Origin of the sequence: Virgibacillus dokdonensis (assembly GCF_900166595.1) — a bacterium.
In the GTDB taxonomy this organism is placed as follows: domain Bacteria; phylum Bacillota; class Bacilli; order Bacillales; family Amphibacillaceae; genus Virgibacillus; species Virgibacillus dokdonensis.
Genome location: NZ_LT745763.1, coordinates 2,667,852 through 2,680,605, shown reverse-complemented (window position 1 = coordinate 2,680,605; position 12,754 = coordinate 2,667,852). Strand labels below are relative to the sequence as shown.

The window sequence follows — 12,754 nt, the reverse complement described above, 5'->3', positions numbered from 1 at the left end:
TGCAATGAAGACGCGATTGACTCTATTTGAATTATCCTAAAAGGAGGGGTTTATTAATGGCAAAAAACATGCCAGAAATCGAAGAGTATAAATATGGGTTTCATGATCGTGACGTTTCTGTCTTTCGCTCAGGAAAAGGTCTGACTCGCGAAATTGTTGAAGAGATTTCCAGAATGAAGGAAGAACCGCAATGGATGCTTGATTACCGTCTTAAAGCGTTGGAACATTTCTATGAGCGTCCAATGCCTCAATGGGGCGGCGACCTTTCGGAGTTGAATTTTGATGAAATTGTTTACTATGTGAAGCCTTCAGAAAAACAAGGAAGAACATGGGATGAAGTACCAGAAGAAATCAAACGAACTTTTGATAAGCTAGGTATCCCTGAAGCGGAACAAAAATATTTAGCAGGTGTTTCTGCGCAATATGAATCTGAAGTTGTTTACCATAGTTTAAAAGAAGATTTAGAAGAAATGGGTATCGTATTCAAAGATACCGATACAGCACTAAAAGAAAATGAAGAGCTATTCAAAGAGTATTTTGGTAAAGTGATTCCAGCAACAGACAATAAATTTGCTGCTTTAAATTCAGCTGTTTGGTCTGGAGGTTCATTTATATATGTACCAAAAGGTGTAAAGACGACAACGCCACTCCAAGCTTATTTCCGTATTAACTCAGAAAACATGGGACAGTTTGAGCGTACGTTGATTATCGTTGATGAAGGTGCTTCTGTCCATTATGTAGAAGGTTGTACAGCACCAATTTATACGACTAATTCATTACACAGTGCAGTCGTAGAAATCTTTGTTAAAAAAGACGCTTATTGCCGTTACACTACGATCCAAAACTGGGCAAACAACGTTTATAACCTAGTAACTAAGCGTGCTACCTGTGATGAGAATGCGACAATGGAATGGATTGACGGTAATATTGGCTCTAAAATTACGATGAAGTATCCTGCAGTGCTTTTAAAAGGGGAAGGTTCTCGTGGTTATACACTTTCTATTGCCTTTGCTGGTAAAGGGCAGTTGCAAGATGCTGGTGCCAAAATGTATCACCTAGCACCTAATACGTCATCTTCAATTGTTTCGAAGTCTATTTCAAAAAATGGCGGAAAAGTATCTTACCGAGGACTTGTACATTTTGGACGTAAAGCATCAGGTGCTCGCTCTAACATCGAATGCGATACGCTTATTATGGATAATGAATCTACATCCGATACGATTCCATACAATGAAATAAACAATGACAATATTTCATTGGAGCATGAAGCAAAAGTGTCCAAAGTTTCTGAAGAACAGCTGTTCTATCTGATGAGCCGTGGCTTAACAGAAGAAGAAGCAACAGAAATGATCGTTATGGGCTTCATTGAACCATTCACAAAAGAACTACCAATGGAGTATGCAGTTGAAATGAACCGGTTAATCTCGTTTGAAATGGAAGGGTCTATTGGTTAAGGCTTGATAGCAATGTTTTTAGGTGCGCTCATGCAGAAGTCACCCACAAACTACCCACAATTAATTGGATAAATATTTAATCTAAATACTGCTGATACATTTTTATTGCGTCATCTTCAATCTTTTCGGTGATGTGCAAATATGTATCAGCAGTTGTTTTTATGCTAGAATGCCCTAACCGTTGTGATACATATTTGAGAGACGCGCCGGCTTCAAGCAGATGAACTGCATGTGAATGCCTTAAAGCGTGGGGTGACAGGACAGGTAGTTGTGTACGTTTGCAAACCTCTTTGAAATATTCTCTGACCACATTTGTTCTTAGCCAACGTCCATCGTGCTGATGAAACATAAGATCATCGTCTGAAGGTTTAAAAGACGGATATTTTAAATACATTTCTTTTTGATTTATTTTATGCCTTTTTAAAAGATCGACTACAGTCTTATCTAATTTGACTGTTCTAATGCTGTTTTTCGTTTTAGGGGTTGATAAATACGGTGTGGAATTTAAAGGATAAACAAGTGTTTTATTAATCTTGATGCTATCTGTATTTAAATCTCCCCATCTCAATGCGAGTGCTTCCCCAATTCTTATGCCTGTTCTTGCCATCAAAGTAAACAAGGCAAAATACTGTATTGAATGCTTATATTTCGATTTTTTTACAGGTTTACAGTTAGATAGAAAAGTTTTTAGCTGCTCTGTTGTAAAATGCTTTATTTCTTCTTGTTTATTGTCTTGAGGAATTTTAATTCTAGCGATTGGGTTTGAATAAAGAATGTGAAAGTCATGAACAGCGCTGTGTAAAGCTGCATTCATTAACGAATGAATTCTTTTAACTGTACCTGCTGAGTATTTTTCACTTATTTCATTTACCCATTTTTGATAATCGGTTCTATTTATTTCTTTTAGTTTATAATCACCCCACCTAGGTATTATGTTCAACCTAACATTACGTTCTTGAACAGAATACGTAATCGGTTTTATAATCGGTTTTTTATATACTTCAAGCCAATCATAGATGAATTTTTTGACGTTTTCTTCGCCGTTATCGGAAAAACCAAATTGAACTATATCAGATTCTACTTTCGCTGCAGCTAATTGAGCTTCTTTTTTTGTTTTAAAACCCCGTTTTGATTTTTCCTTGTATTTACTCCCTTCTTTATAACGTACTCTGTACTCCCATTTTCCGTTAATTTTTCGGAAACTAGCCATTTTTTATTTTCCTCCTATTTAATTTCTCGATGTATACCTAGAGGGTCTAAGAATAAAACGTGAAGATCGTCAATTCTGACAAATGTACCGTGTTTTTCTCTATAGTAATTCAAGCTATCTTCAAGAAAAGCTTCTGTAACATTTAATGTTTCTGCTATTTCATACCTTGATCTGCACCCATGGTTAAATGCATGTAAAAAACTTTCTAAAGGTATAAGTTTTCTAAAAGCCCACCGCCTTGCTAGTTTTTCTTGTTTAATATTCATTATTTTTGATTGATCTATTATATCTCCTACCGTATAAAGGTGATGCCCTATTTCCTCTGCTAAAACGCATGTTTTTTCTGTAGTAGTTTCAATGTTTTTATTAATTAAGATCTCGTTTTCACCGTAGAGCCCTTTTAGGCGACCTGGTAAATATGTTTCTTTAATTACCACGTTTAATGATACTGCTTCATCTTGTAATTGCTCGTACATAAAAACACCCCTTATTGCTTATCTCGCTTTGATCTTAAATATTCTTTAAACTTCTCAATCTCCTCTAATTCTTCGTCTGTCCATTCATCACCGTCATGGTGGGCGGCAATTGTAATCGGAGTACTATCTTCTTTGCGAGATGCCATTTTTTCTAATTCCTCTGTAGTAATTCCCAATCCTTTACACACTTTAATAACATTGTTAACCGAAGCGTTTCCTATACCTCTTTGTAGCATGGAACGTAATGTTGTATATGGTATGTCAATACTTTCAGCAAATGCTTTTTTACTAGACCAGCTTTTATCTATCAGTTTCTCTACAACTTCTGTTCTTTTATCTTTCACTTTAACTCTACTCCTTTTTTATACGATTTTTCGTATTGTCTACTTAGATTATAGCAATATTTGTATAAAAGTAAATAGTCAAATGCGAAATTGAACACTTTTCTATGAATAAATGGTTGACTAAATACGAAATTGAGTATATGATTGAACCAAGATACGAAATTGAGTATCAAAAAGTAAGGGAGGTTTATTTACTTTGCTAAGAACACTAAAGGCTGAAATGGTTAGATATAACGTAAAAGCAAAAGATTTAGCTGAGTTGTTAGATGTTAGGGTTGCAACAATATACGACAAACTTAATGGTCACTATGATTTTTCATTAACTGAAGCAATAAAAATCAAACGTAAGTTCTTTCCTGATTATGAAATTGAGTACTTATTTGAAAAAGTAGAAGATCGCTCAGCTTAATCATTTTTAAGGGGAGGAGGAGGAAATTAATGATTCAGGTTCATGTAGATGAAGAGGAAATTAAGCAACTATATCAGGATGCGATAGAAAAACGTTTGAATGAATTAGATCAAGAAAAGGTTTTTTGGGACTCATCTGATTTAAAACGTAGAACTTCTATGAGTTGGAATACAATACAGGACACGTTCTTTCACGACGAACGTTTTCCAAAAGTAAAACTGGGAGGTAAGTGGTTTTACCCAGCTAAGGAAGCACAAGCATTTCTAATTCGGTGGATGGAAGAAAGGAGAAAAAGTAGATGTCAGATTTAAAAGTATTTGAAAATGAATTATTCAAAGTATCTGCAAAGCAAGAAGGCGAACAAATCTTATTTGATGTAGCAGAAGTTGCAAAGTCACTGGGTATCGTTTCTAAAACTAAAAAAGGTAATAACGTTTACGAAAACGTACGGTGGACAAGGATTAATGAATATATCGGGCACCTTCTGCCACTTGTGGCAGAAATAAAAAATGGTGATCTTATCCCTGAACCACTAGTCTACAAACTAGCTTTTAAAGCATCTAACGAAATAGCAGAAAAGTTTCAAGATTGGTTGGCAATTGAAGTTATTCCTCAGATTAGAAAGACGGGCTCTTACGAATTAAACACGTCTCAACTCAGTCCAGAACTTCAAATGTTCGATGGTTTGTTTAAAGCTATTGCAAAAAATGAGCTAGCCCAAAAGAAATTAGCAGGAGAAGTGCAAGGCATACGGGATGTAGTCGCTCTTAATACGACAGACTGGAGAAAAGATGCTCGTCAATTAATTGGTAAAATGGCACAGTCACGTGGAGGATTTGAAGCTTACAGGGAGGTTAATAGTGAGATTTATAAAGAAGTTGAACGTCGGGGGAAATTTGATCTATCCAGACGTTTGACTAACAAGCGTAGACGATTGGCAGATGAAGGAGTTTCTAAATCAAAAAGAGACAAGCTTAGCAAAGTGGATGTTATTGCTGACGATAAGCGTTTAGTTGAAATATATGTTTCGGTTGTTAAAGATTTTGCTATTAAACACGGAGTTGACTTGCAAGAAGCCAATTAAAGGGGGATAGGAGAATGAGATTAGTAAGAGGCGTTAAGAGTCTCGTTAAATATTTAGATTCAATAAACTGTAGCATGTCAGAATCAACTATCTATAGGTTGATTAAACAAAATAATATCCCGTTCAAGCGCCCAGCCCCTGGCATACTGGTATTCGACTTGAATGCCATTGATAAATGGTTAATGGCAGAGGAACACGAAGTTATTTAAAGGCGTAAGGAGGTAAACCAAAATGACACAAGAAGAACTACAATCGTTCCGTGATAGATACAACAACATCATGCAAGCACCTAAACGGATACGTAACAAACGGTTAGTTACTTTGATGGAGGATATGGAAAGGACATATAACATTCCATTGTTGTATTCAGTCGCTTTTAATAGTAGCAACCCGGAAGTAATGAAGCTTTATAGGCAGGTTAGTTATGCAAGAGATTTTGAGGGAGGGAGATAGATGTCTAGTAAACTATCTAATCTAAGAACCGCCTTTGAACAGGCAGTAGATATTGTTATGAAAAATGGCATCCCACAAGAAATAGATCTGCGCCGTTCTGAACTGATGAAGCTAGTTGTAAAAGAGGCAAATCGAAGAAAAAGCGCAGGACCTTATTCTCGGGATGTAACCGCTGATCCAATAACCGGAAGAAAAAGATATGAAAAGTACTAATTGATATCTGATTTATATAGCTCGTAGAGTTTTTCAAACATTTTAAATTGGTTCCGGTCAAGTTTTCGTTCTAAGTAGGAACTCATATCAGCGTAGTTATTAGAGTTTGGGAAATTTCTATCCCTTAGAATATCGTACGCTAAGTCACCTACTGGTCTGTTGATTTCTTTAATATGTTTCAACCAAATTATAAATTTCATATCATAAAACCTCCCTTCTAGTAGATATTCTACCAAAAGTGAGGGAAAGAAAGGAGATCATTATGGCAAAACTTTCAATGTTTCTTGAAAGAGACCAAGAAAAAGTGGACAAGCAGTTAGCTGTTTATGATTACAACTTTATGCATGCTGCCCGTTGTGTGGCTCAAGGAGAGTTTGAAAAAGCTGCAGTGCACCATCGTAACGTAGCAAATGCGCTAGAAGAGTTACAGCGTATGAAGAACAGCAGGGATATGACCGAAGAAGCCAAGTCATTATTAAGGCATATAGAAAAGCAAGAAACTACCAGGAGGAATTGGTTTTGAATAAGCTACTGGATCCTGATGTGTTTTACCCTATTGCATTTGGGATTGTGGTTGTTGGTAACTGGTTGATTTTAATTAATAGCTTGTGAAGGGGGATAAAAAGTATATGCAAACGCTAGATGCTCCAGTTTTTGAAGTTAGACAAGATTCGGATTGGTACAAAGAAGAGATTGAAAGAAGGGAAAAAACAAAAGAATTCTTCAACAAAATACAGAATGGCTACATTCAAGATAACGGTTTTGCTTTTTACCATGAATCACACTTCGGAATCTATGCTGATTCAAAAGATTACGAGATTTATAAGAGCGAACTAACTAAACATCCTGATAAAAACGGCATTCATACATTCAAAAAGAGATCAACGCATTACAAATTATTTAAAGAAATGCTAGATGATATTCCGAAAATAAGTCCGTTTAAACCTCATGATGTTTTTGGACCTAACAATATGAATCAAAGTCAATGGGTTGGTGATAGATGGTTTTACTCAGTAAAAGATGAAAATAAAATCCCACAAGAATCGATTGGAATAAAGATCGAACCGATTAGCTATAAAAAGTATTTGGAAATAATTGTGGGCATTATTGAAGATAATGAAAGGAGGTGAAGCAAATGAGTAACTGTTTTGAAGATGAAACTGGCAAGTCTCCTGAAGAACTAACTCAGGAAGAATTCATTGCATTATCTGATGAATTGAAATGGCTTGCTTATGAAAATGTATTAGAAATGTTTTACGGAGTTTCAGGTGAGTTAGAAGAAGCTATTGAAGGGAGGTGATGGACGATTGTACACGTCGAAAGATTTCGCTATCAATCTAGCAGGTGCTTTGTTGGTAGTCTTAGGTATCATATTGGTTCTGTTTTAGGAAAGAAAAAAGCCTGATGTTGGCTCATCAGACTAAAACTATCATAATCCAACTTTATTATAACTTGTCTTGCAGTATAGAAGCAAGAACATTTAGGAGGTAATTACTAATGGAAATTAAAATTTCAATAGATCAAGCATTTACAAATGCAGTTTTATCCCTAGCGCAAGCCTTATCAACTAGCGGTTTGCCTAAAGTGACAGAGGAACAAGTCCAACAGGAGCCTGCAGTACATCAACAAGCTCCAATGCAACAAGAACAACCAGCTGTGCAACAGCAACCAACTGTTCAGTCAGTTCCAACTCAACAACAAGCGCCTATACAGCAACAAGCCCCTGTACAGCAAGATCAGCCAGGAGCGGTGCCAACGGTGGAGCAGACTTATACAATGGATCAACTGGCACGTGCTGCCTCTCAATTAATGGATGCAGGTAAACAAGCTGAATTGGTACAGCTTCTTGGTCAGTTTGGTGTACAAGCTTTGACTGCTTTGCCTCAGGAGCAATACGGTACGTTTGCCACGAAACTACGGGAAATGGGAGCGAAGATATAATGGCCAAACAAATTGCACATGCTGAACGAGCACATGCTTTGTTATCTGCTAGTGCATCTAATAGATGGTTAGCTTGCCCCCCTAGTGCTCGGTTAGAAGAACAGTTTGAGGATAAAGGATCCACTTATGCAGCAGAAGGAACTTTGGCTCATGAGATTGCGGAGTTAAGGCTGCGAAAGTATTTTGTTGAGCCGATGGCCAAAAGCACATTTACCCGACGTCTCAACAAAATGAAAAAGAATGAACTGTTTCAACAAGAAATGTTAAAGCACACGGAAACGTACCTGGATTACTTAAAAGAATTAACTCTAGGTATGGAAGTCAGTCCGTATGTAGCTGTAGAGAAGAAAGTCGATTTCAGCGCTTATGTTCCCGAGGGATTTGGAACAGCGGACTGCATCATCATTGGCGGAAATACATTGTATGTTAATGATTTTAAATATGGAAAGGGGGTTCCGGTAAGTGCTGAGGATAACCCTCAAATGAAACTTTATGCTTTAGGTGCTTATGCAGCATACAGCTTTCTTTATCCTATCTCTAAGGTGCATTTATCTATTGTACAACCAAGACTTGATAATATTTCCGAATATGAGCTATCCCTTGAAGAGCTATTGAAGTGGGGAGATGAAATCAAACCTGTTGCTCAAAAAGCTTTTAACGGGGAAGGGGAGTTTGTACCCGGCGAACACTGCAAGTTTTGTAAAGCAAAAGCAACTTGTCGTGCACGTATGGAACAGTACAGCGCGTTGGATGATTTTAAACAGATGAAACCACCGTTGATCAGTAATGAAGAAGTTGGCCAAGCATTAGAGAAAGCAAAACACTTGGAATCATGGGTTAGAGCTCTAAAGGAGTATGCACTTAAAGAAAGCTTAAAAGGAAATGAAATCGCAGGATGGAAAGCTGTTGAAGGACGAGGAAGTAGAAATTATGTAGATCAAGACAAAGCTTTTCAACATCTTAAAGAACACGGAATTAAAGAAGCTTTGCTTTATGAAAGAGTTCCTTTAACAGTTCCTAAATTAGAAAAAGAACTAGGAAAAAAAGAATACCGTGAGTTATTAGAGGAACCAGGATTGGTGCAAAAATCACCAGGTAAACCAACCCTTGCTCCTGCAACAGATAAAAGGCAAGCAATAACTAATGAAGTTAGCGCAGCAGAGGATTTTGGCTAATGGGTGATATTGCAGATTACCACAAATAATTTTAAAAGGAGAAATGAAACTATGACTAATCAAAACACACGTATTGTATCAGGGGAAGTTCGCTTTAGCTTTGTGAATCTATTGAAACCGAGGGAAAACCAATACGGTGGGGAACCGAAATACAGTGCAACGATTCTTTTACCTAAGTCAGATATAGCTACGAAACAAAAGATTGATGCTGCTATTGAAGCAGCAAAAGCAAAAGGAAAAGCAGAGAAGTGGAACGGTGTAGTACCTCCGAATGTGGCGGTACCTATCCATGACGGTGATGGAGTAAAACCATCTGATGGTATGCCGTTTGGTCCCGAGTGTAAAGGTCATTGGGTGTTTACAGCTTCAACAGGCGTTGACTATCCGCCAAAAATTGTTGGACCTGATCTTAGCCCGATTATGGACGCAACAGAAGTTTATAGCGGAATGTACGGAAAGATTGCACTCAATTTTAGCCCTTATGCTTTTGCTGGCAAAAAAGGTGTAGGTGTTTATATCAGTACAAACGTACAGAAAACTCGTGATGGTGAACCTTTGGGGGCATCAGCTCCGGCTGCTGATGAAGATTTCGCACCTGTTCAGCCACAACAACAGCCGATGCAACAGCAACCGATGCAAAACCAAGGAAATCCTTGGGCAGGTAATCCGATGGGCGGTCAGCAATATCAGCAACAGCCTCCGGTTCAGCAACAATCGCCGATGCAACAGCAGCAACAAATTGATCCGATCACAGGTCAGCCAGTTAATGGCGGCGTGTATGGCATATGATTCAATATTTATCAATCGACATTGAAACCTTTTCTAGTGTAGACATTAAAAAATCGGGATTGTACAAGTATGTGCAATCCCCTGATTTTGAAGTATTACTATTTGCTTATTCAGTGAATGGGGAACAAACACAAATTATAGATTTAGCTCTCGGTGAAGAAATACCAAAAGAGATAAGAATTGCTTTAGCAAGTGCTAGTGTAACAAAACATGCATACAACGCGGCTTTTGAATGGTATTGCCTCAGCAAGTTTTTAGGGTGGCAGTCCCAACCAGAAACTTGGTTATCACAATGGAGAGATACCATGTTACACGGTTTATATTGTGGCTATACAGCTGGATTAGGAGCAACGGCAAAGGCTGTTGGACTTCCGCAAGATAAGCGTAAGATGACCGTTGGTAATGCGTTAATTAAATTGTTTTGTACACCTACTAAGCCAACTAAAAAGAATGGAAATCGTACCAGGACTTTACCGCATCATGAACCGGAAAAGTGGGAGCTGTTTAAAGAGTATTGTATTCAAGACGTTGAGGTTGAAAAGGAAATCGAAAATCGTTTATCTAGGTTTCCTGTTCCAGAAGCTGAACAAAAATTATGGGAGCTTGATCAACAAATCAATGTCCGAGGAATCAAAGTAGATCAGGAATTGGTTGACGGAGCTATCTATTCCAGCAACTTAATTACATCGGAATTGAAAGAAGAAGCTGTAAGCATAACTGGTTTAAGTAATCCGAACAGTGCAGCTCAATTAAAGCAATGGCTTGCTGAACAAGGGGTAGAAGTAGAAAACTTACAAAAGGATACTGTTTTAGAACTCTTGGAGAATACATCTGGAGACATAAAAAGAGTACTAGAGATTAGACAGGAAATGTCCAAAACTAGTGTGAAGAAATACCAGGCTATGAAAGATGCAGTGTGTGAAGACGGTAGGGTAAGAGGGCTTTTGCAGTTCTATGGAGCTAACCGTACAGGTCGTTGGGCAGGGCGTTTAGTGCAAGTGCAAAATCTACCTCGTAATTACTTAGACACATTAGGGTTGGCTCGAGAACTTACAAGAGGGAAAAAAGTAGATGCGTTAAAAGTTATTTATGGCAACGTGCCTAATACTTTATCTGAACTTATACGCACAGCTTTTATACCGTCAGAGGGTAATAAGTTGGCTATATCTGATTTTAGTGCTATTGAAGCTAGAGTGATAGCTTGGCTAGCAGGTGAGCAGTGGAGGCTGGACGTATTCAACACGCACGGAAAGATATATGAAGCTTCTGCATCCGCCATGTTTGGAGTACCTATTGAAGAAATAACAAAGGGTTCTGATTTACGTCAAAAAGGGAAAGTGGCCGAACTTGCTTTAGGTTATCAAGGTGCTGCAGGGGCGTTAATTAGTATGGGAGCTTTAAACATGGGGCTTACAGAAGAAGAACTCCCGGACATTGTAAAGCGTTGGCGCTCTTCTAATAGAAGAATTGTGGATTTGTGGTACAGCTTAGAAAATGCAGCCTTAGCTGTTATGAGAACCGGGCAACCTCAAGGAGTAAAAGGTTTATTGCTACAACGTGAAAGTGATATACAAAACGGTTTAGACTTCTTAACCATTACTTTGCCAAGTAGTAGAAAGCTTTTCTATGTAAATCCGTTTCTTGCTGAAAATGATTTCGGTAAAGAAGCTATCCACTACCGTGGAATGAACCAAACCACAAAGAAATGGGAGAAAATCTCTACTTATGGCGGGAAGCTAACAGAGAACGTTGTACAAGCGATTGCTCGTGATTGCTTAGCAGTTACATTGGCACGTTTAGATAAAGCAGGCTATGAATCTATCATGCATATACACGATGAAGTCGTCTTAGATGTGCCACAAGAACAGGTGGACTTAGAAAAGATAGAAAACATCATGAAACAACCTATTCCCTGGGCTCCTGGTTTACCGTTAAATGCAGATGGGTTTATATCGGATTATTACATGAAGGATTAAGGAGGGCAGTCAGTTGGAACAGGAATACGCTATTTATAAAGGTGAAAAACTTTTATGTATAGGAACAAAAGAAGAATGTGCAAAAGAGTTAGGCGTTCAGCCTGAATATATCTATTGGTTAACTACACCTACTGCAAAACGAAGGTTAGCGAGCAGGAGAAATCCTGAAAAATGTACAGTTGGTATTAAGTTATAAGGAGGAAAAGGAATGAATAAAAACACAATCAACCTTAGTTATGATGATATTGACATGTTTATATCAATTATAGAAGAAAGAGCTCTTAAATCAGGAACAGTAATTCACACCTTAGATGACTTACGGGAGTATATGTATGACTACCCAGACGAAACTTTCAGGATTGTAACACGGTTGGAGGAATCAGAATGATAAACAAACCTATAAACCAATTATGTGAAGAAGCATATGAAATAGCGAAATCTAAAGGATGGCACGATGAACCGAGAGAAACTGGTACGTTGCTTGCTCTTATACACAGCGAAGTCTCAGAAGCACTTGAAGCTGACCGAAAAGGCAACCAAGAGAATTTTGAGGAAGAACTGGCAGATGTTTGCATACGTATTTTTGATCTTTGTGGTTCCAAAAATATTGATTTGGAAGATGCGATTCACACGAAAATGGAACGGAATAAAGGAAGAAGTTACAAACACGGCAATAAAGCTTACTAGGAGGTATTTCATATGTTAACAATTGTTGAAGGCTCTCTCGATGAAGCAAAGCAAGAAATGAAGTTGGTCTTAAAGACAGTGCAATCTCGACTTTCTAAATATAAAAGATCAGTAAAGCCATCGAAGAGAACGGAAAAAGACAAATCACTATTAAAGTATTGGGAAAACTTTCTTCGTTTTTTCCGCGTCTCTCAAATGGCTCCAGTTTTTGTTGATAACATATGCATCAACTATATGCTTTATCAACGGTTTATGAAAAAGCTTAAAGGTTATCAAGTGGAATGTTATCTAGATAACGATAAGCTCATCATTCATTATAGCAACAAAATGCATAATGGAAAACTAGAACTCTATGATATTACAGATAAATTGGAAGGAATGAACTTCTTTCCAAGGGCTGAAATTAAATGAGTAAGAAGAAATGGTTTCTGCTATTCCGTTTTGAAGGGGAGCAAAAAGTGTTTATCTATGAACCTTTGAAGAAGTATGAACTTAACGCAAGAAAGCGTCAAGGCTGGAAAGTCCTTGGCTAGAAAGCAGGTG

General features: G+C 37.7%; 23 protein-coding genes. 19 read left to right on the top strand and 4 right to left on the bottom strand.

The features are described 5' to 3' along the window. The first annotated feature begins 56 nt into the window (after positions 1–56). Positions 57–1,454 carry a Fe-S cluster assembly protein SufB gene (sufB, locus tag B2C77_RS14185; protein ID WP_077705043.1) on the top strand — a complete coding sequence of 466 codons (1,398 nt, stop codon included), beginning with the start codon at positions 57–59 and terminating at the stop codon, positions 1,452–1,454. Positions 1,455–1,530: 76 nt separating this feature from the next. On the opposite strand, the gene B2C77_RS14180 is transcribed toward sufB, so the two are convergent. Genes B2C77_RS14180 through B2C77_RS14170 form a run of 3 tightly spaced genes read right to left on the bottom strand, consistent with a single transcriptional unit; the run spans position 1,531 to position 3,484 of the window. Then, complete coding sequence (locus tag B2C77_RS14180; protein ID WP_077705040.1) at positions 1,531–2,664, bottom strand: site-specific integrase; 1,134 nt, start codon at positions 2,662–2,664, stop codon at positions 1,531–1,533. Between the two features lie 14 nt (positions 2,665–2,678). Continuing rightward, a complete protein-coding gene (locus B2C77_RS14175) occupies positions 2,679–3,140 on the bottom strand; it encodes an ImmA/IrrE family metallo-endopeptidase (protein WP_077705037.1) in 462 nt (153 codons plus the stop codon). A gap of 11 nt (positions 3,141–3,151) precedes the next feature. After that, complete coding sequence (locus tag B2C77_RS14170) at positions 3,152–3,484, bottom strand: helix-turn-helix transcriptional regulator (protein ID WP_077705034.1); 333 nt, start codon at positions 3,482–3,484, stop codon at positions 3,152–3,154. A 196-nt stretch (positions 3,485–3,680) separates the two neighbouring features. Between B2C77_RS14170 and B2C77_RS14165 the strand changes: the two genes are divergently transcribed. The 6 genes from B2C77_RS14165 to B2C77_RS14135 are packed head-to-tail and all read left to right on the top strand — an operon-like array spanning position 3,681 to position 5,643. Further along, on the top strand, positions 3,681–3,893 hold the full coding sequence (locus B2C77_RS14165) for a DNA-binding protein (protein WP_077705031.1): 213 nt from the start codon (positions 3,681–3,683) through the stop codon (positions 3,891–3,893). A gap of 29 nt (positions 3,894–3,922) precedes the next feature. Next, positions 3,923–4,204 (top strand): group-specific protein, encoded by a 282-nt coding sequence (locus B2C77_RS14160; protein WP_077705029.1) that lies wholly within the window; start codon positions 3,923–3,925, stop codon positions 4,202–4,204. Beyond that, positions 4,192–4,977, top strand: coding sequence for a BRO-N domain-containing protein (locus B2C77_RS22120; RefSeq protein ID WP_254843975.1), 786 nt, complete (start codon positions 4,192–4,194; stop codon positions 4,975–4,977). Before B2C77_RS14160 ends, B2C77_RS22120 begins: the two co-directional genes overlap by 13 nt. Positions 4,978–4,991: 14 nt before the next feature. Beyond that, the gene (locus tag B2C77_RS14145) at positions 4,992–5,186 is read left to right on the top strand and encodes a helix-turn-helix transcriptional regulator (protein ID WP_077705026.1); all 195 of its coding nucleotides are present in this window, start codon (positions 4,992–4,994) and stop codon (positions 5,184–5,186) included. A 22-nt stretch (positions 5,187–5,208) separates the two neighbouring features. Next, positions 5,209–5,430 (top strand): hypothetical protein, encoded by a 222-nt coding sequence (locus B2C77_RS14140; protein ID WP_077705025.1) that lies wholly within the window; start codon positions 5,209–5,211, stop codon positions 5,428–5,430. Continuing rightward, a complete protein-coding gene (locus B2C77_RS14135; RefSeq protein WP_077705024.1) occupies positions 5,431–5,643 on the top strand; it encodes a hypothetical protein in 213 nt (70 codons plus the stop codon). It begins immediately after the preceding gene. Here the strand turns inward: B2C77_RS14135 and B2C77_RS22525 are convergent. Beyond that, positions 5,640–5,843 (bottom strand): YozE family protein, encoded by a 204-nt coding sequence (locus tag B2C77_RS22525; RefSeq protein WP_077705022.1) that lies wholly within the window; start codon positions 5,841–5,843, stop codon positions 5,640–5,642. The two genes, B2C77_RS14135 and B2C77_RS22525, sit on opposite strands and share 4 nt — an antisense overlap. A gap of 62 nt (positions 5,844–5,905) precedes the next feature. On the opposite strand from B2C77_RS22525, the gene B2C77_RS14125 reads away from it, so the two are divergent. From B2C77_RS14125 to B2C77_RS22385, 12 genes are all read left to right on the top strand, one after another. Next, positions 5,906–6,166 carry a hypothetical protein gene (locus tag B2C77_RS14125; protein ID WP_077705019.1) on the top strand — a complete coding sequence of 87 codons (261 nt, stop codon included), beginning with the start codon at positions 5,906–5,908 and terminating at the stop codon, positions 6,164–6,166. 106 nt (positions 6,167–6,272) lie between these two features. Further along, positions 6,273–6,773, top strand: a complete 501-nt coding sequence (locus B2C77_RS14120; protein WP_176087334.1) for a hypothetical protein — start codon at positions 6,273–6,275, stop codon at positions 6,771–6,773. A gap of 5 nt (positions 6,774–6,778) precedes the next feature. Then, a complete protein-coding gene (locus B2C77_RS21715) occupies positions 6,779–6,943 on the top strand; it encodes a hypothetical protein (protein ID WP_176087333.1) in 165 nt (54 codons plus the stop codon). A gap of 197 nt (positions 6,944–7,140) precedes the next feature. After that, positions 7,141–7,584: a hypothetical protein gene (locus B2C77_RS14115; protein ID WP_077705013.1), complete on the top strand. Its 444-nt coding sequence runs from the start codon at positions 7,141–7,143 to the stop codon at positions 7,582–7,584. After that, positions 7,584–8,759, top strand: coding sequence for a DUF2800 domain-containing protein (locus B2C77_RS14110; RefSeq protein ID WP_077705011.1), 1,176 nt, complete (start codon positions 7,584–7,586; stop codon positions 8,757–8,759). The genes B2C77_RS14115 and B2C77_RS14110 overlap by 1 nt, the downstream gene beginning before the upstream one ends. Before the next feature lie 51 nt (positions 8,760–8,810). Then, on the top strand, positions 8,811–9,548 hold the full coding sequence (locus B2C77_RS14105) for a DUF2815 family protein (protein ID WP_077705008.1): 738 nt from the start codon (positions 8,811–8,813) through the stop codon (positions 9,546–9,548). Continuing rightward, positions 9,548–11,524 (top strand): DNA polymerase, encoded by a 1,977-nt coding sequence (locus B2C77_RS14100; RefSeq protein ID WP_077706922.1) that lies wholly within the window; start codon positions 9,548–9,550, stop codon positions 11,522–11,524. The genes B2C77_RS14105 and B2C77_RS14100 overlap by 1 nt, the downstream gene beginning before the upstream one ends. A 13-nt stretch (positions 11,525–11,537) precedes the next feature. After that, positions 11,538–11,720 carry a hypothetical protein gene (locus B2C77_RS14095; protein ID WP_077705004.1) on the top strand — a complete coding sequence of 61 codons (183 nt, stop codon included), beginning with the start codon at positions 11,538–11,540 and terminating at the stop codon, positions 11,718–11,720. Between the two features lie 12 nt (positions 11,721–11,732). Continuing rightward, on the top strand, positions 11,733–11,912 hold the full coding sequence (locus B2C77_RS14090) for a hypothetical protein (RefSeq protein WP_077705001.1): 180 nt from the start codon (positions 11,733–11,735) through the stop codon (positions 11,910–11,912). Then, positions 11,909–12,211, top strand: coding sequence for a MazG nucleotide pyrophosphohydrolase domain-containing protein (locus B2C77_RS14085; RefSeq protein WP_077704999.1), 303 nt, complete (start codon positions 11,909–11,911; stop codon positions 12,209–12,211). The genes B2C77_RS14090 and B2C77_RS14085 overlap by 4 nt, the downstream gene beginning before the upstream one ends. Positions 12,212–12,223: 12 nt before the next feature. Next, complete coding sequence (locus B2C77_RS14080) at positions 12,224–12,622, top strand: SPRY domain-containing protein (RefSeq protein WP_077704996.1); 399 nt, start codon at positions 12,224–12,226, stop codon at positions 12,620–12,622. After that, entirely contained in the window at positions 12,619–12,744 is a 126-nt protein-coding gene (locus B2C77_RS22385; protein WP_303046184.1) for a hypothetical protein, read from the top strand. Before B2C77_RS14080 ends, B2C77_RS22385 begins: the two co-directional genes overlap by 4 nt. The last annotated feature ends 10 nt before the right edge of the window (positions 12,745–12,754 follow it).